The sequence below is a fragment of the Rhizobium beringeri genome (assembly GCF_004306515.1).
Classification (GTDB): Bacteria; Pseudomonadota; Alphaproteobacteria; order Rhizobiales; family Rhizobiaceae; genus Rhizobium; species Rhizobium beringeri.
On record NZ_SILG01000002.1, the window covers coordinates 690,228 to 706,807 of the forward strand.

A 16,580-nucleotide genomic window follows, 5' to 3' on the forward strand; every position below is an offset into this window, starting at 1 on the left:
AATGTTGCGCGAGGAAAGCGTTTCCGCTGAGCTGACCGGCTCGACGGTCTTCAAGGATGAGCGAAAGCAGGCATATCTCAATCCTCAGGGAGCGGATCGGCCTCTTATCAGTCCTTTGCCGGCCACGACGCTCGATCGGGCTCGCCGCTATCGTCTGGAGCGCCTGCGAACGAAGATGCGCGAATGGGATTGCGGCGCCCTGCTCCTCTATGATCCCGTCAACATCCGATATGCCTTCGATTCATCGAATATGAGCATCTGGACGATGCACAACGCCTCGCGCTACGCTCTGATCCTGGCCGATGGTCCGGCGATACTCTTCGAATTCGAGGGCGCTGAACATGTCAATGACGGGCTTCCAGGCATCGACGAGATCCGGCCGGCGAAGTCGTGGATATTCTTCACATCAGGCAGCCTTATGGAACCCCGCCTGAAAGCCTGGGCGGACGAAGTCGCGGATCTCTTGAACAGCCATGGCGGCAACAGGCGCGTGGCGGTGGACAGGCTCGAACCGGCGGGCGCGTTCGAACTGCGGGAACGCGGATTCACACTCATGGACGGCCAGGAACTGGCCGAGCGGGCGCGAGCCATCAAGAGCGCTGACGAAATCGAGCTGATGAGATGGACGATCCGTGTCTGCGAAGCAGGCATGGCGCGGATGTACGAGGTATCCGAGCCCGGCCGGACCGAAAGAGAGATCTGGGCCGAGCTTCACTTCGAAAACGCACGCAGCGGCGGCGAGTGGCTCGAGACCAAGCTCCTGACCGCAGGCCCGAGAACAAATCCCTGGTATCAGGAATGCTCGGACTACGTGGTCAAACGCGGGGAGATGATATCCTTCGACACCGATATGATCGGACCATACGGCTATTGCGCCGACCTCTCGCGGTCGTGGACAGCAGGGCACGTCGCGATGAACGCCAGGCAGAAGCAACTCTACGCGGCAGCCAGGGATCAGATCGAGCACAATCTCGCAATCCTGAAGCCCGGGATGACCTTCGCGGAGTTCAATGCGCTGTCGTGGCGGATTCCGGAGAAATACCAGCCTTATCGATACACGCTTGCTCTGCACGGAACCGGAATGGCGGACGAATGGCCGGGGATCCTTCTACATCCGGATTTCGATCCTGACTTCAGTGGCATCATCGAGGAGGGCATGGTGCTCAACGTCGAAAGCCTGGTCGCCGAGGCTGGATCCGAGAGCATCAAGCTGGAAACCCAGGCACTGATCACTGCCAAGGGAGCGGAGCGGCTCGACACGTTTCCGTGGGAAGAGATCTGAATAGGCTCAGTGTGCTCTCGAAGCGGCTGCACGATGCTGCGATGGCGTTTGCCCGAATGTGCGCTTGAACGTTCGCGTGAACTGCGAGGCATTTTCAAAGCCGACATCCAGCGCGATTTCGATCAGTGGCGCCTTCGACTGGGCCAGGATCGATTTCGCCCGCTCCATGCGAACACGATTATAGGCCTTGGCAGGAGACATTCCCGTCTTGTCGATGAAGATCCGCTCCAGTTGCCGCCGAGACAGGCCAACCGTGGCGGCAAGCTTCTGAATCGATATGCTGCCATCGACGAACTGTTCCATCGTAATCATCGCCGCCTTGACGCGGGCGTCGTCATAGTCGTCGTAGAGAGGACGCCGGGGCTGTATGTCCGCTGGAGTCCGGGCCTTTTCGATCTGAAGGACCTCCAGCGCATTTCGTTCAGCGTCGCGGCTGATACATTTCCTGACCAGCAACGCCGCCATGTCGGCGGCACTGCTGCCGCCTGCACACGATCCGCGCTGGCGATCGAGATTGAAGAGCCGGTCGGAACGAACGCTAAGCTCGGGGAATCGCTCCCGAAACTCCTTGTAATGCAGCCAGCTCACACAGGATTCGTGCCGCTTCATCAGGCCTGCCGCAGCAAGAATGAACGAACCCGTGCACACGCCGATCAGCGGCACCTTCTTGGCGTCCGCCTGCTTGAGAAAGGTAATGGTCTGCTGGTCGACAGGGTTCTCCACCGTCAGAAGGCCGCCGACGACCACGATGTAATCGAACTTCGACGGATCGACGAAATCGGAGGTCGGCGCAACCTGGACGCCGCAGCTCGCGGTGATCAGGTGCCGCGTGCTGCCGATCACCTGCCAGTCGGCAAGGACCCTTCCGGAACGATCCTGCTCGTCGCTGGCAAGTCGCAGCGTGTCCACGAAGAGCGCGAAGGCGGACAGCGTGAACGATCGCGCCAGAACGAAGCCGACCTTGAGCCGGCCAGCCGACTTCGCGGCGGCGTCTGCCTGTCGATGCTGCTCAGGTCGCATAGTCATCTCCTTGCCGCCTTTTACCGCGCCGCCCGTCTTTTCAGACGAAAACGCGCTCATCGAATCTGAAAGCCATGCGCTAGCGGATCCCGATCGTCAACGAAAATGGTGTTGTGCCCGATGACGCGTGCCCAGCCTCCGATGCTTGGAAGAATACCGCTATAGGGCCCAATGCGTGCCTCGGCTTCGACCCGGCCCTCGAAGACGGTTCCGATCAGGCTTTCATGCCGGTATCTCGATCCGACGGTAAGCCGTCCCTTCCCATAGAGCTGGGCCATGCGGGCGGAGGTGCCGGTGCCGCCCGGCGAGCGATCGATAGCCTTCTCGCCATAGAAGACCGCGCAACGCCCATCCGAGGTGTCGTTCACAGGCCGGTCGCACCAGATGGCATGATGCACGCCGCGGATCCTGGGATCGTCGGGATGAACGGGATCGCAGATATCGGCAAGCGCTGACCTGAGCTTCTGGCTGCAGCCGACGATGTCCGACGCGGTCATGCCGTCGAGCCCGCTCCAGTTTTCCTGCGGTTCGATGACTGCATAGTAGTTGCCGCCATAGGATATGTCGACGCGCAGACGGCCCATTCCCGGTACATCGACCTCGACATCAGCGTCGTGCAGATAGCTCGCAACATTGTGGAGACGAACGGATTCGACATATCCGGCCTTCTCCTCATAGGTGACGTCAACCCTTCCTGCAGGCGTCTCGATGGCAACCCTTCCCGGCTCCCGCGGCTTGACGAGCCCCTCCTCGATCGCGGCGGTCACGACGCCGATGGTGCCAGCGCCGCACATCGGCAGGCAGCCGCTCACTTCGATGAAAAGAACGGCAAAATCGCAATCCTCTCGGTAGGCCGGATAGATGATCGCCCCCGACATGATGTCATGCCCCCTTGGCTCGAACATCAGCGCCTTGCGCACCCAGTCGTGGTCCCGGACAAAAATCTCCCGTCGCTCACTGATTGGCGCATGCGGAAGCAGCGGACCGCCTCCGACGACAAGGCGCACGGGATTTCCTGATGTATGGGAGTCGATGCAGAAGAAGCTGTTTCTCATCTTTTCAAATCCTTGCTCATCTCGTCTTCGGCAGCCTGTTACGGTCGAGCAGGCCGCGGGACAGCCGGTCGAGCAGAAGGGCCACGGCAACGATCGCCAGGCCCGCCCGCAGGCCAAGCCCCATCTCCATGCGCGTCAGGCCGCGCGTCACCTCCGCGCCGAGACCGCCGGCGCCGACGAGCCCGGCCAATACCACCATCGCCAGCGACAGAAGGATGCATTGGTTGAGCCCGACCAGGAGCGTCTGCCTGGCCAAGGGGATCTCGATCTTCCAAAGCACCGAACGAGGCGGCGCGCCGATGGCGCTGCCGAGTTCCACAAATTCTCTCGGCACCTGGTTGAACGCCAGGGTGGTCAAGCGGAGCATCGGCGGAATGCCATAGACGATGGTGGCGATGATTGCCGGCACGCGTCCAAGGCTGAAGATCATCACCGCAGGAATGAGGTAGACCCATGGCGGTACCGTCTGCATCACGTCGAGAACCGGACGAACCATCGCCTCCAATGTCTTGTGGCGCGAGCACAGGACGCCGATCGGGAAGGCGATGAGCACGGAGATCAGAACCGCGACAGTGACCAGAGAAAGGGTCTGCATCGATGCCGTCCACAGCCCCATGAGGAGACAAAACCCCAGGCAAAGTCCCGCAAGGATCGCGGCGCGCAGACCGGCGGCGGCGAATGACAGAATGACGACGATCGCGATAAGCCCATAGGGCGGCACGAAGAGGAGGGCCGCCTCGAATCCGGAAAGAACCGCTTCAATCAGATAGGTGATCGCCGCAAACAGCGGATGAAGGTTGGTGTTGAGCCAATCGACTGACGGCGCCAGGAAAGCACCGGGCGAAAACTGCAGGATGGACGGATTCATGATTTCCTCCCCGTTCCCAAGCGAGCCGCGCTCTGGGTTATCCGGTCAAGCACCATGGTCAGAACCACGATGGCTATCGCTCCATTGATGGATGTCGCGATGTCGAGCGTCCTGATCGCGCCGTAGATCGTCTCGCCGAGCCCGCCGGAACCGACGATGCCTGCGATGACGACCATGCCGAACGCCATCATCAGGCTCTGGTTGATCCCTGCCATGATGCTCGGCAGCGCGAAGGGAAGGCGAATCTTGAAGAACATCTGCGCCGGTCTCATTCCAAGCGCCTCACCAAGTTCGATGAACTCCCTGGGCGTCATCCGGATACCGAGAGATGTCAGGCGGATTGCCGGCGGCACGGCGACGATCACCGTCGCGATCAGCGCCGTCGCCGGTCCGTAGCCGAGCAGGGCGATCGCCGGCAGCAGATAGATATATGGCGGAAGTGTCTGGATGAGATCCAGGCCGGGCTCGATGAATCGATCGAGAGCGGTGAAGAAGCCGGCGGCAATACCGATCGGGATACCGATCGCCAGGGCGAGTGCGGTTGCGGTCAATACCAGCGCCAGGGTGCTCATCGTCTCCGGCCAGAGCCCCATGGAAAAACAAAGCGCCAGCGCGACGCCGCTGAGCACGGCGAACCAGACATTGACCAGCCGCCAGCCGATGAGCGCCACGATCAGCGCGACCAGGTAGAAAGGCGGAAGCTGCAGGAGCCAGAGGATCCCGTCATAGAGCCCTTCGAGAAGCTGCCTGATGGAATCGAAGAGGAATTCGCCGTTGTCGCTCACCCACTCGAGCGCCGAGTCCGTCCATTCATCAAAAAGATCGGTGAAGCCTGAACTATCCATGTCAATCAGCTCCAGTTGTGGGACGCCGCCGTGAGATCGTGGGTAGACGTTCCCTTGACGCCCATCAGCAGGCTGCGTGGCGTCACCACGCCGACGATCTGATCGTTGTCGACGACGGCAATGGCGTCGCGTTCCGACTGCATCGTCAGCGTGATGAGTTCGTCGATGTCGGCGTCCGGCGTCGTGCGCGCCAGCGACGCGATGTCGGAATTCGGCTGGCTCTGCTGGAATTCGGCGACGCTGCGCATGACGGAATGCGCCTTGATCAGATGGAGGCGCGATATGCCGGCGACGAATTCGGCGACATAGGCATCCGCCGGGTTGAGGATGATCTCCTCGGCCGTGCCGGTCTGGATGATGACGCCGTCCTTCATGATCGCAATGCGGTCGCCGATCCGGATTGCCTCGTCGAGATCATGGGTGATGAAGACTGCGGATTTGCCCAAGGCTTTCGTCAACTGCCGGAATTCGTCCTGAAGCTGCCGCCGGATGAGTGGATCGAGAGCGCTGAACGGCTCGTCCATCAGAATGATCTCGGGGTCGGAAGCAAGCGCGCGGGCGAGCCCGACGCGTTGCTGCATGCCGCCGGAAAGCTCGTTCGGATATCGATTCACCCAGTCGGCGAGGCCGACCTTCTCGAGCGCTGCAACGGCGGTCTTGTTTCGCTCCGGCTTGGCAATTCCCTGAACCTCGAGGCCGAAGGCAGCATTTTCCAGGACTGTCCGATGCGGCAACAGAGCGACGCTCTGAAACACCATGCCGATGTTCCTGGCGCGCATCTGCCGGAGATCGACCGGCGACAGAGCGGCGAGGTCGCGTCCCTTGACGAAGACTTTGCCGGAGCTCGGCGTGATCAGCTTGTTGAGAAGGCGGATGAGCGTCGATTTTCCGCTTCCCGACAAGCCCATGATGCAGAAGATTTCGCCGCGCCGGACCTCAATGCTCGCGTCGGACACGCCGACGACGCAGTTGAACTCCTTCAGGACCTCTTTTTTGCCGAGGCCGCGCTCCTTGATCGACTTCATTGCCGCAGAGGACTTGTCGCCGAAGACTTTCCAAAGGGATTGGCAGTCGATCAGGACGTCATTGATATCGGCATTTACGGTTTTCATAGCGATCCCCTTTGAGCCATTCGGCGCTGGCTTCTTCATTAGGTTTCAGGGTGGCCGCCCGACGGATCGGACGGCCACGACGCGTTTAGTTCTTCTTGATGTTTTCCCAGCGCTTGATCAGGTCGGCATGCGCGCCGATCCAATCCTGCACGGCCTGGTCCATCGTCTTGCCTTCATTGACTGCGCCGTTGATGGCGGTGATGTCGGCGATCGGCACGTAGACGCTGGCCATCACTTCGCGCGCATGCGGGTTCTCTGCAGAGAAGCCCTTGTGGCCGATCCAGTAATAGCTCTGCGGCGGCGGGAATACGCCCTTCGGATCCTTGAGGTACTTGACCTCGTACTTCTGGACCATCCAGGACGGCTCCCAGATCGTCACCGCAATCCACTCCTTGCGATCATAGGCGGACTTCAGCGCCGCCGTCATCGCGGCGGTGCTGCCCTCGACGAGCTGGAACTTGAGGCCATAATCCTTGACCGCGTTCGAAGTATCGCGCATCAGGCCGGCGCCCGGTTCGATACCGATGATCTTGCCGCTGAACTTATCGGCGTTTTCGTTGAGCTGTTCCAGCGAGTCGATCGGGACATATTTAGGAACCGCTACGCCCTGATAGAGGCCGTGCGACACGGGCGAAATCTTCTCGAGCCGGTTCTTGTTCTTGTCCCAGTAGTCCTGCGCAACGTAGTCCGTCTGCGAGGTGAGAACCTGGATGTCACCCTTGGCGAGAGCGGCATAGGCGATGCCCCATTCTGAGAACTCGGTCACCTTGACCGTATAGCCGGCGTCTTCGAGAACCTTCTTGGTGATACCGGTGATGGGCGTCAGGTCCTCCCACGACATCGTGCCCATGGTGATCGTCTTTTCTTCCGCGCGAGCAGGAAGGATGCTGACCCCGATCATCGCAGCAGCGCAGAGCGCCTTCCACAAAGTCTTCATTGTTCTTACTCCTGTTTTTCGTTCCCATTGTCATTGAAGTCTGCGAGCGGGCAGTCTTCATATTGCGCGGCGAGAGATCATCCCTCGCGGCCTGCACGCAATTCCTGAAAGCGGATAACCGAATTGACCCCCAGCCACGCAAAGGGCTCGGGAGGTAATTTGCTCGGTTCCGGCTGGTTCCTGTATCGGTCGAGTTCGGGGCTACCCGCGCCGGCAGCCAGATCGGCCGCCATCATCCCCGCGAGCGTGCTCTTGACCGTGCCGAGGCCATTCTCGCAGCAGGCGGAAAAAAGCCCCTCTTCGACCTCGCCGAATGCCGGCACATGGTTTCTGCTGAGGCAGAGAGCACCCGCCCAGCTATATTCCATCGGCAGGCTTTCCAGTCCGGGAAACCGCGCGTCGAACGACCGGCGTTGCTCGGCCGCCACGCCGGCGACCCGCTTCTCCGACACCTGGAGGCTCCGGTCGTAGGTGAACCTCGTCCTGATGACGATTCGCGAACGACCATCGGTGGTGATCTTTCGCACCGTCGCTCCCATCGGGTCGGCCGGCAGCAGCGCCCAACGATCTGCGCCCGTCACATCGCCGCCGAACTCATTCTGGGAAAAGGCTGATGTCATCGACGCGTAGGTGAAGATGTGCATCAGCCGTCCGCGAAAATGGCCGAAGCTTTGAATATGGCCGTTCACACCAAGAATGACCTTCGGCGCGGAAACAGATCCTCGACCGGATTTCGCCTTCCAGGACCTGCCCTCGCGCGAAAGCTCCAGCACCGGCGAATGCTCGTGGATGGAGACCTTTGAGCTAAGTCCCCGCGCCAGGCCGCGGATATAGTCGGCGGGCTGGATCATCACGGCGCCTGGCGTATAGAGCCCTCCGCGATAATAGCGCGAGCCGGTCATCTCCCGCATTTGATCGGCATCGAGAACGCGATGCTCCTCGCCGATCTTTTCGAGCGACTTCCGGTAATTGTCGTTAAGCCCGAGCCCCCGCTCGGAGGCGGCCGCATTCACCTTGCCCGACGGATCGAAGGTTTCCCTGGACAGGCCGTATTCCGCCGCGACATCGGCTGCGAAGGAAATCGCCAGACGGTTCTGCCTGATCTCGTCCTTGGTCGCCTCTTCGTCGGCCACCGAATATTCGCCTGAGGACAGATTGTGCGGCACGTCGATCATGAAGCCGGAATTCCTCCCGGCCGGTCCCTTGGCGACTTCGCGAGCCTCGAGGACGACGATCTTGTCCTCAGGGCGCAATTGCGAAAGGCGGCGCGCCGCCGACAGGCCGGCGAACCCCCCGCCGACGATTAGCCAGTCCGCAGTAATGTCGTGCTCAAGCGCTGTTGCGGGAAAGGCGCGTTCGCTGATCGCCTCCCATCCCGAAACGCCGGTGTCGATCGGCAAGCGCTTGATCACATGGCGGGTCATCGGATCGTCTCGTCGACCGAGCGATCCGAGACGTCGATCCAGATCGTCTTGAGTTCGCAGTAGTTGTCGTGGGCGAAGACCGACTTGTCGCGACCGCCGAACCCGGACTCCTTGTAGCCGCCGAACGGCGTGCTGGCGTCGCCTTCTCCGAAGCAGTTGACGGTGACGACGCCGGCGCGGATCTCGCGCGAGAGCTTGATGGCGTTCCTCAGGCTGCCGGTATAGACGGACGCCGTCAGACCGTAATTCGTGTCATTGGCAAGAGCGATTGCTTCGGCGAGCGAATTGAAGGTCGTGACCGAAAGCACCGGCCCAAAGATCTCTTCCTGGAAAAGACGGCTGGCAGGCGTTACACCCTCGACCACTGTCGGTTCGATGAAGATGCCGCCATGCGTTTCACCGCCATGGCTGACCGTCAGCTTCTCCTTCCTGGCGTCGTCGAGGAAGGATTTCACCTTCTCGAAATGGGCCTTGCTGACAAGCGCGCCGATGCGGTTTGCAGGGTCGAGCGGATCGCCCGTCTTCCATTCGCGCATGTAGGCGCCGATGCGCTTCAGCAGTTCGTCCTTGATCTTGGAATGAACGATCAGACGCGACGTGGCCGAGCAGTTCTCGCCCATGTTCCAGAAGGCGCCGTTGACGACCTGCTCGGCAACGAGGTCCAGGTCTTCGGCGTCGTCGAGAACGACCGCGGGGTTCTTGCCGCCGCATTCGAGCACGACGCGCTTGAGATTCGAATCCGCTGCATAGCGCAAGAAGCGCCGGCCGGTGGGCGTCGATCCGGTGAAGGCCACCATATCGACATCCATGTGCATGCCAATCGGTTCGCCGACCTCCTTGCCGCCGCCGGTCACGACATTGAACACGCCAGCTGGAATGCCCGCTTCATGGGCAAGCTCGGCGACGCGCAGGGTTGTGAGCGTCGTCTGCTCCGCAGGCTTGACGATCACCGAGCAACCGGCAGCGAGCGCCGGGCCGATCTTCCAGGCCAGCATCAAAAGCGGGAAATTCCACGGAAGCACGCATCCGACGACGCCGACCGGCTCACGCACGATCATCGTCAGCGCGTTGGCGCCGACAGGCGCTGTGTTGTCATAGAGCTTGTCAATCAGTTCGGCGTGCCAACGGATCGTATGAATGGTATCGGGAACATCGACCGTCTGGCATTCGCCGACCGGCTTGCCGCTGTCGAGGCTCTCCATGACGGCGAGCTCGTGACGATTGTCCTCGATCAGCCTGGCGAGCTTGAGGAGAACCGCCTTGCGTTCACCCGGCGAACGCAGCCGCCAGCGGCCGTCGTCGAAGGCTTGCTTTGCCTTGGCGACGGCGGCGTCGACATCGGTGGCGTCGCATGCGGCGATCTCGGCGAGAACCTCGCCCGTTGCGGGATTCGTCGAGGTGAAGGTCTGCCCGGAATTGGCCGGACGAAATGCGCCGTCGACGAATGCATTCGTCGGAAACTGAAGGCCGGCGGCGATCGCCTTGTATTCGGAGGCGGTCAAAGGTTCATGCATGATTTGCTCCCGAGGTGATCTGGCCGACCGTGCGCTTCAACGTCGCGACGACAGTCTGGAGGGTTCGTTTTTCTTCGGAGTTGAGCGGACGCAGCGGCGCGCGGACCGATCCGACATTCAGCCCGATCAATTCGCATCCATGCTTGATCGATTGGACGAACTTCCCGCATTCCAGGAAATCCATCAGCGGCAGCATCGCCGTCATGATCGCGCGGCCCTTGTCGAAGTTCTTTTCGAGCACGCAGGCTTCATAAAGGGCGACATGTTCGCGCGGGAGGAAATTGGAGCCGGCGCAGACCCAGCTCTTCGCGCCCCATGCGAAGAATTCGAGCGCCTGGTCGTCCCAGCCGCAGGACAGCGCAATATGCGGAAATTTCCGGGCAAGCAGGTGCAGATTGCCCATGTCGCCGGAGCTTTCCTTGATGGCGATCACGTTCCTGGACTTGCCGAGGCGGGAGAAATACTCCTCGCCCATCATCACGCCCATGCGGGCCGGATAGTTGTAGAGCATGATCGGCAGGTTCGCCGCGCGGTCGACGGTCAGGGCGTGGACCGAATTCTCGCGCTCGGTCGGCAGCGCGTATGGCGGTGACGACACCAGGATCGCATCTGCGCCGACTTCCTTCGCCGCCTTTGCGTATTCGACCGAATCTTCGGTCCGCGTGGCGCCGGTTCCGATAATGAGCGGCAGACGTGTGCCGATGACTTCCCTCGCATAGGCCGCAAGCTCGAAACGTTCCTGGCTGCTCTGGGCGTAGTACTCGCCCGTCGAGCCGCCGACGATGATGCCGTGGACACCCGCTTCGATCAGCGACTCGAGCACGGCTGCAAATCCAGCCCTGTCGATCTGGCCATTTTGGTCGAGCGGCGTCACCGCCGGCGTATAGATCCCCTCAAACTTCACGACGATTTCTCCAAGAGTTGGGTGGCGGGGCCGCCGAGGAAGGCGTCCGCCTTGAGGCCTTGCGGGGCGATGAACATTTCCATGTTCTCGCGGGACAATTCCCAGTGTTCAAAGACGAGGTCGACGACGGCATTCTCGTCGTGAGCGCCGAGTGCATCGATGAAGCTGTCATGATGGCCGACGGCCACTTGAAGCCGCCGCTTCATGTCCTGGTTCCTCGGCCGGAAGAAGGTGTGGCCGATGCGCGCGTGGTCGATGAGCAGCCGGCCCAGGCTCGGCTGCAGATAGACGTTGCCCGACATCTCGCCGAAAATTTCGTGAAAGCGATTGTTCTCGAGGACCATCGCCAGAGCGTCCATGTTCTCGCTGGCGGCGCGGAACCGCTCCTGGGTCTGCTTCAAGTCTGAAAGCTGACTAGGCTTGAAGTTCTGCACGGCGAGACGGCCGATTGCCGCATAGATCATCGGCGCGACGAGAAAGAAATTCCGCAGGGTGGAGTGGTTCATCGGGATGACCCGTGCACCCCTGTTCTCGCGGATATCGATATAGCCCTCACCGGCAAGGCGCCGGAATATGTCGCGGACCGGCGTCCGGGAGAGCCCGTATCTTTCGCTCAAACTGGCCTCGTCCAGATCGGCGTCCGGGTCCAGCTCCATCGTCAGAATCTGCCGTTTCAGATCTTCGTAGAGATTGCTCTTGGGTGTCTTCGCCATCGTCGCTCTCCGGCCGCTGGTTGCTCTACGCCGTGAAGATGGCACGCCTCTCAAGGCGAGTCAATAATTGTGTACACTGCGTACACACTTAGTATTTCTAAAATACACAATGATGCCGAGCAAAGCGTCGCCATGCGCGTCAGGCATCATTTCAAAGCGCTGTCCAGGATCAGCGCTCCGCGGCGGCAGCCATCGCGGAGTTTCCCAGGCGGATTGTCGTGACAAGTCTGTGAGAATTTCTGTGCAGTCGAGGTTGATGCGGCTTTATGCGCATCAACCTCGATCATCAGGCGTCGAAGCCTGGCCGCCGGCGAGCCGGTGCACGGCCATCACGGACTATCTCGATGTCCGGTGGCGGCGGTTTTGTCGGAGAGCGCCGGGTCGGCGCTCCCCGAGCATTTCCGCTTTCTCTCAGGTCACGGAAATGCTCTCTTTTGTTTTTACGCAATCCCGGACGCAAAACCGCTGCGCACTTTTGCTGGGAATTGCTTTAGCCGATCACGAGGCCAGGACGCCGCTCTTCTTGGCGGTCCAGGTGGCCATGTAGTCCATGAGGCCGGGGTTTAGGCAATCGTAAGGCTCGAGGCCGGACGCCCTCAGCTGCGCTCTGACGGCGTCCATCTTTGAGGGGTCGAAGCCGCTTTCGATGATCGACGACACGAAGGCCGCAAAGCCCGGCTTCGCCCAGCCGCTTTCCTGGAAGCGTTCCGGATGGATGAACGACAATCCCTGGAACGGGTGTTCGCGCACGACCGGCCCATACATATGGACACCGCATTCCTTGCAGGCGTTGCGCTGGATCAAGGCAGCGGAATCGACGACAGCGAGCTTATCGCCGTTCTCCAGGACTTCGACGCTTTCGGTCGGAGCGACCGCCACGACCGAAAAGACTGCACCGTCGGGCTTCCAGCACTTCGTGCAGCCGCAGGCGTGATTGTGGGCGATATCGCTCTTGATCCTTACCTTCACGGGATTGCTGGCGCACTTGCAGACGAGCGTCCCGCCTGCAAAAGCAGCGTCAGTCGCCCGAAAGCCTGAATCCACTGCCGGATGTATGGCTATGCTGGTCATGGGTTTTCTCCTCCCCTTCTGGGCCGTTTGCGATATGCCCGGCCAAGCTCTGCAATCATTCTCCCAATCTCCGCGCGTGCCAGCGCAGATGGTCTTCCATGAATGTCGAAATGAAGAAGTAGGAGTGGCCGTAGCCTTCCTGCATGCGAAGCCGCAGGCTGATGCCGGCCGTCTCGCAGGCCTGCCTGAGCTCTTCGGGGCGCAATCCATCCTCCAGGAAGCTATCCGCCGTGCCTTGGTCGACGAGGAATTCCGGGAACCGGTGCCCGTCTTCGATCAACGAGCAGGCATCGTATGCCCGCCAGTTCTTTTCATCCGATCCGAGGTATTTCTGGAATGCCGGCTTTGACCAGCCGGAGACCGAGGGATGGCTGATCGGCGCGAAGGCCGAGCAGCTGCCGAAGCGTTCGGGGTTCTTGAGCGCGATCGTGATCGCGCCATGTCCCCCCATCGAGTGACCGAAGATTCCCTGTCGCGTCATGTCGACCGGAAACTCGGCCTCGATAAGCTTCGGCAATTCGTCGACGATGTAGCTGTACATCCGATAGTTCTGGGCGAACGGCGGTTCGGTGGCGTCGACGTAGAAGCCGGCACCCTTGCCAAATTGCCAATTATCCGGTTCGTCCGGGACGGCATCGCCCCGCGGACTGGTGTCGGGGCAGACGATGATAATACCGAGTTCTGCGGCAAGACGCCGATACTCTCCCTTTTCCATGACGTTCGCATGGGTGCAGGTCAGACCGGAAAGGTACCATAGAACTGGCAGCTTCCGTCCTTTGGCCTGCGGCGGCAGGAATACCGCAAAGGTCATGTCGCAGTCGCAGACATCCGAGCGATTGACGTAAACGCCCTGGGTGCCGCCATGAGAATTTTCGGTCGAGATCGTCTTCATGACTCAGTACACCACCACGCCGCGGATGCTCTTGCCTGAATGCATCAGCTCGAAGCCCTTGTTGATGTCTTCGAGCGGCATGGTGTGGGTGATCATCGGATCGATCTGGATCTTGCCTTGCATGTACCATTCGACGATCTTCGGCACATCGGTGCGGCCGCGCGCGCCGCCGAAGGCCGTACCCATCCAGTTGCGGCCGGTGACCAGCTGGAACGGACGCGTGGAGATTTCCTGGCCGGCGCCGGCAACGCCGATGATAACCGACTTGCCCCAGCCGCGATGCGAGGCTTCCAGTGCCTGGCGCATCACCTTGGTGTTGCCGGTGCAGTCGAAGGTGTAGTCGGCGCCGCCGATCAGGTCGCCGTTGCGTTTGGTCAGGTTGACGAGGTAAGGCACGATGTCGTCACCTACCTCCTTCGGATTGACGAAATGCGTCATGCCGAACTTTTCGCCCCAGGCCTTGCGATCATTGTTGATATCGACGCCGATGATCATGTCGGCACCGGCAAGCTTCAGACCCTGAAGCACGTTGAGACCGATGCCGCCGAGACCGAAGACGATTGCCGTGGCGCCGATCTCCACCTTGGCAGTGTTGATGACCGCACCGATGCCGGTGGTGACGCCGCAGCCGATGTAGCAGATCTTGTCGAACGGCGCGTCGGGATTGACCTTGGCAAGGGCGATCTCCGGCAGCACGGTGAAGTTCGAAAAGGTCGAGCACCCCATATAATGGTGGATCTTGTCCTTGCCGATCGAGAAGCGGCTCGTTCCATCCGGCATCAGCCCCTGGCCCTGGGTGGCGCGGATCGAAGTGCAGAGATTGGTCTTGCGGGAAAGGCAGGAATAGCACTCGCGGCATTCCGGGGTGTAGAGCGGAATGACATGGTCGCCCTTCTTCACCGAGGTGACGCCGGGGCCGACATCGACGACGATGCCGGCGCCCTCATGGCCGAGGATAGCAGGGAAGAGGCCTTCAGGATCGGCGCCCGACAGGGTGAAATCGTCGGTATGGCAGATGCCCGTCGCCTTGACCTCGACCAGCACTTCGCCGGCCCGCGGCCCCTCCAGCTGCACGATCATCACTTCCAGCGGTTTTCCTGCCTGAACGGCAACGGCGGCGCGAACGTCCATCTTGATATCCTTCCTCTTAAATTAAATTCTGATACTACATATTCGAAGGAACCGGCTTCTCACCGATCTGCTTCGCTGCGTCACCGCCGAGACTTCAAGCTCTCGCCTTCGGCCTTTTCGTTCATCTCAGGCTCGTCGTTACCAAGGGCCTATCACGTCTCCGGTTCAACCTGGCACCAGACCGCAAGCAGTGGCCGGGCTGTGCATCTTATCGCGAAAGATTGGCCGGCGTCGTTCGCAAAGACCGTGCCGACACCGGCAGAGAACCACTCGGAATCGCCAAGGCGGATTTCGGCCGGCGAAAGCAGAATGAAGGCGCGGGGCTGGCTCTGAACATGGTCCGGGAAACGGGTGTAGCGATCCATGTAGATCACGCCGACCCTCAGATCGGCGCGCTCCTCCAAGCCGCCGGGTCCAACCACAACCGCATGGGAATGCGTGTCGCCAAAATTGAGGCTTGCAAACGGACCGGAGCGACCGCGTCTCCAGAGCAGCTTGTCGGCGAGACTACGGAACTGGCTGGCGATCGCCTCGTATTTCCGTCCCGATTTCGCAAGATGGCCGATGGCGTCATCAAGCCCCTCCGGCGCGCCAGGGAGAGACCCGCTCTCCGGGCGCACCTTGCCGGTCTTGAGCAGTCTTTGGAGAACCTTGCCCGCGACGAAGCTGGCGACGGCAGGAGCCTCCGCCGACAACATCAGCCCGCCGACATCGTTGAGGAATTCCTGCAACGGCCGAGAACGTCTTTCCCTCCCGATGTCGTGCAGCCGTATATATGCCGGCTTCTCGTCATCGTTCAGAAGAAGGTCGGCACCAGGTTTGATTGGACGTCCCACGACGCGCGCCACGTTCGGTCTCCCCGCTAGAGCGCCTTTTGCAATTCCGGCAGGGCGTCGAAGAGATCGGCGACCAATCCGTAGTCGGCGACCTGGAAGATCGGCGCCTCCTCGTCCTTGTTGATGGCGACGATGACCTTCGAATCCTTCATGCCGGCCAGATGCTGGATGGCGCCTGAAATGCCGCAGGCAATGTAAAGCTGCGGCGCCACCACCTTGCCGGTCTGGCCGACCTGCCAGTCGTTCGGCGCATAGCCGGCATCGACAGCGGCACGCGATGCGCCGACGGCGGCACCGAGCTTATCGGCGAGCGGCAGGATGACCTCCCTGAACTTCTCGGCAGAACCGAGCGCGCGGCCGCCGGAGATGATGATCTTCGCAGACGTCAGTTCCGGACGGTCGGAGGCCGACAGCGCGTCCCTGACGAAGGTCGACAACCCCGGATCGGAAACCGCCGGGATCGCCTCGACAGCGGCCGAGCCTCCTTCCGGTGCAGAGGCAAAGGATGCGGTGCGCACGGTGATCACCTTCTTGGCATCGGTCGCCTGCACCGTCTGGATGGCATTGCCGGCATAGATCGGCCGCTTGAAGGTATCTGAGGAAATTACCTCGATGATCTCCGAGACCTGGGCGACATCGAGGAGGGCGGCCACCCGCGGCAGCACGTTCTTGCCGACCGAGGTGGCAGCCGAGATGATCGTGTCGTAGCTTCCCGCCAGCGAGACGATCAGGTCGGCCAGCGGTTCGGCCAGATTGTTGGCGAGTTCGTCGCTTTCGGCCAGCAGCACCTTGGAGACGCCGGCAAGCTTTGCCACTTGTTCGGCAGCGGGCTTGGCAGCTTTGCCAGCAACCAGCACATGCACGTCGCCGCCAATCTTTGCGGCTGCCGTCAGCGTCTTGGCGGTCTGGTCGGAAAGGCTTGCATTGTCGTGGTCAGCCAGAAGAAGAATGGTCATGATGATGGTTCCTGTTCCAA

At 61.0% G+C, this 16,580-nt stretch carries 16 protein-coding genes; 1 reads left to right on the plus strand and 15 read right to left on the minus strand.

Going from position 1 to position 16,580, the window contains the following annotated elements; translation table 11 throughout:
• Position 1 precedes the first annotated feature (1 nt).
• Positions 2 to 1,282 carry a M24 family metallopeptidase gene (locus ELH03_RS26855; RefSeq protein WP_130766939.1) on the plus strand — a complete coding sequence of 427 codons (1,281 nt, stop codon included), beginning with the start codon at positions 2 to 4 and terminating at the stop codon, positions 1,280 to 1,282.
• A 6-nt stretch (positions 1,283 to 1,288) separates the two neighbouring features.
• Here ELH03_RS26855 and ELH03_RS26860 read toward each other — a convergent pair whose 3' ends face one another.
• The 15 genes from ELH03_RS26860 to ELH03_RS26935 form a co-directional block, all read right to left on the minus strand.
• A complete protein-coding gene (locus ELH03_RS26860; RefSeq protein ID WP_128402172.1) occupies positions 1,289 to 2,302 on the minus strand; it encodes a GlxA family transcriptional regulator in 1,014 nt (337 codons plus the stop codon).
• Positions 2,303 to 2,358: 56 nt separating this feature from the next.
• The gene (locus tag ELH03_RS26865; RefSeq protein ID WP_128402173.1) at positions 2,359 to 3,357 is read right to left on the minus strand and encodes a 4-hydroxyproline epimerase; all 999 of its coding nucleotides are present in this window, start codon (positions 3,355 to 3,357) and stop codon (positions 2,359 to 2,361) included.
• A 16-nt stretch (positions 3,358 to 3,373) separates the two neighbouring features.
• The gene (locus ELH03_RS26870; RefSeq protein ID WP_128402174.1) at positions 3,374 to 4,225 is read right to left on the minus strand and encodes an ABC transporter permease; all 852 of its coding nucleotides are present in this window, start codon (positions 4,223 to 4,225) and stop codon (positions 3,374 to 3,376) included.
• A complete protein-coding gene (locus tag ELH03_RS26875) occupies positions 4,222 to 5,070 on the minus strand; it encodes an ABC transporter permease (protein WP_128402175.1) in 849 nt (282 codons plus the stop codon). Before ELH03_RS26875 ends, ELH03_RS26870 begins: the two co-directional genes overlap by 4 nt.
• A 5-nt stretch (positions 5,071 to 5,075) precedes the next feature.
• Complete coding sequence (locus tag ELH03_RS26880; RefSeq protein ID WP_419150350.1) at positions 5,076 to 6,182, minus strand: quaternary amine ABC transporter ATP-binding protein; 1,107 nt, start codon at positions 6,180 to 6,182, stop codon at positions 5,076 to 5,078.
• An 85-nt stretch (positions 6,183 to 6,267) separates the two neighbouring features.
• Positions 6,268 to 7,119 (minus strand): glycine betaine ABC transporter substrate-binding protein, encoded by an 852-nt coding sequence (locus tag ELH03_RS26885; protein WP_128402177.1) that lies wholly within the window; start codon positions 7,117 to 7,119, stop codon positions 6,268 to 6,270.
• Between the two features lie 77 nt (positions 7,120 to 7,196).
• Entirely contained in the window at positions 7,197 to 8,543 is a 1,347-nt protein-coding gene (locus ELH03_RS26890) for an NAD(P)/FAD-dependent oxidoreductase (RefSeq protein WP_130766940.1), read from the minus strand.
• Positions 8,540 to 10,057, minus strand: a complete 1,518-nt coding sequence (locus tag ELH03_RS26895) for an aldehyde dehydrogenase (protein ID WP_128402179.1) — start codon at positions 10,055 to 10,057, stop codon at positions 8,540 to 8,542. Before ELH03_RS26895 ends, ELH03_RS26890 begins: the two co-directional genes overlap by 4 nt.
• Entirely contained in the window at positions 10,050 to 10,961 is a 912-nt protein-coding gene (locus ELH03_RS26900) for a dihydrodipicolinate synthase family protein (RefSeq protein ID WP_128402180.1), read from the minus strand. Before ELH03_RS26900 ends, ELH03_RS26895 begins: the two co-directional genes overlap by 8 nt.
• Complete coding sequence (locus tag ELH03_RS26905) at positions 10,958 to 11,674, minus strand: GntR family transcriptional regulator (RefSeq protein ID WP_128402181.1); 717 nt, start codon at positions 11,672 to 11,674, stop codon at positions 10,958 to 10,960. The genes ELH03_RS26900 and ELH03_RS26905 overlap by 4 nt, the downstream gene beginning before the upstream one ends.
• A 498-nt stretch (positions 11,675 to 12,172) precedes the next feature.
• Positions 12,173 to 12,745: an S-(hydroxymethyl)glutathione synthase gene (gene gfa / locus ELH03_RS26915; RefSeq protein ID WP_128402183.1), complete on the minus strand. Its 573-nt coding sequence runs from the start codon at positions 12,743 to 12,745 to the stop codon at positions 12,173 to 12,175.
• A gap of 55 nt (positions 12,746 to 12,800) precedes the next feature.
• The gene (gene fghA / locus ELH03_RS26920) at positions 12,801 to 13,637 is read right to left on the minus strand and encodes an S-formylglutathione hydrolase (RefSeq protein WP_128402184.1); all 837 of its coding nucleotides are present in this window, start codon (positions 13,635 to 13,637) and stop codon (positions 12,801 to 12,803) included.
• Positions 13,638 to 13,640: 3 nt separating this feature from the next.
• Complete coding sequence (locus ELH03_RS26925) at positions 13,641 to 14,768, minus strand: S-(hydroxymethyl)glutathione dehydrogenase/class III alcohol dehydrogenase (protein WP_130766941.1); 1,128 nt, start codon at positions 14,766 to 14,768, stop codon at positions 13,641 to 13,643.
• Positions 14,769 to 14,920: 152 nt separating this feature from the next.
• Complete coding sequence (locus ELH03_RS26930; RefSeq protein WP_128405654.1) at positions 14,921 to 15,616, minus strand: dimethylsulfonioproprionate lyase family protein; 696 nt, start codon at positions 15,614 to 15,616, stop codon at positions 14,921 to 14,923.
• Positions 15,617 to 15,630: 14 nt separating this feature from the next.
• Entirely contained in the window at positions 15,631 to 16,560 is a 930-nt protein-coding gene (locus ELH03_RS26935; RefSeq protein WP_128404930.1) for an electron transfer flavoprotein subunit alpha/FixB family protein, read from the minus strand.
• Positions 16,561 to 16,580 lie beyond the last annotated feature (20 nt).

What these genes read in the sequence shown, in the direction of transcription:
- ELH03_RS26855 (WP_130766939.1), top strand. Translation starts at nt 2, where the DNA reads ATGTTGCGCGAGGAAAGCGTTTCCGCTGAGCTGACCGGCTCGACGGTC.
- ELH03_RS26860 (WP_128402172.1), bottom strand. Translation starts at nt 2,302, where the DNA reads ATGCGACCTGAGCAGCATCGACAGGCAGACGCCGCCGCGAAGTCGGCT.
- ELH03_RS26865 (WP_128402173.1), bottom strand. Translation starts at nt 3,357, where the DNA reads ATGAGAAACAGCTTCTTCTGCATCGACTCCCATACATCAGGAAATCCC.
- ELH03_RS26870 (WP_128402174.1), bottom strand. Translation starts at nt 4,225, where the DNA reads ATGAATCCGTCCATCCTGCAGTTTTCGCCCGGTGCTTTCCTGGCGCCG.
- ELH03_RS26875 (WP_128402175.1), bottom strand. Translation starts at nt 5,070, where the DNA reads ATGGATAGTTCAGGCTTCACCGATCTTTTTGATGAATGGACGGACTCG.
- ELH03_RS26880 (WP_419150350.1), bottom strand. Translation starts at nt 6,182, where the DNA reads ATGAAAACCGTAAATGCCGATATCAATGACGTCCTGATCGACTGCCAA.
- ELH03_RS26885 (WP_128402177.1), bottom strand. Translation starts at nt 7,119, where the DNA reads ATGAAGACTTTGTGGAAGGCGCTCTGCGCTGCTGCGATGATCGGGGTC.
- ELH03_RS26890 (WP_130766940.1), bottom strand. Translation starts at nt 8,543, where the DNA reads ATGACCCGCCATGTGATCAAGCGCTTGCCGATCGACACCGGCGTTTCG.
- ELH03_RS26895 (WP_128402179.1), bottom strand. Translation starts at nt 10,057, where the DNA reads ATGCATGAACCTTTGACCGCCTCCGAATACAAGGCGATCGCCGCCGGC.
- ELH03_RS26905 (WP_128402181.1), bottom strand. Translation starts at nt 11,674, where the DNA reads ATGGCGAAGACACCCAAGAGCAATCTCTACGAAGATCTGAAACGGCAG.
- gfa (WP_128402183.1), bottom strand. Translation starts at nt 12,745, where the DNA reads ATGACCAGCATAGCCATACATCCGGCAGTGGATTCAGGCTTTCGGGCG.
- fghA (WP_128402184.1), bottom strand. Translation starts at nt 13,637, where the DNA reads ATGAAGACGATCTCGACCGAAAATTCTCATGGCGGCACCCAGGGCGTT.
- ELH03_RS26925 (WP_130766941.1), bottom strand. Translation starts at nt 14,768, where the DNA reads ATGGACGTTCGCGCCGCCGTTGCCGTTCAGGCAGGAAAACCGCTGGAA.
- ELH03_RS26935 (WP_128404930.1), bottom strand. Translation starts at nt 16,560, where the DNA reads ATGACCATTCTTCTTCTGGCTGACCACGACAATGCAAGCCTTTCCGAC.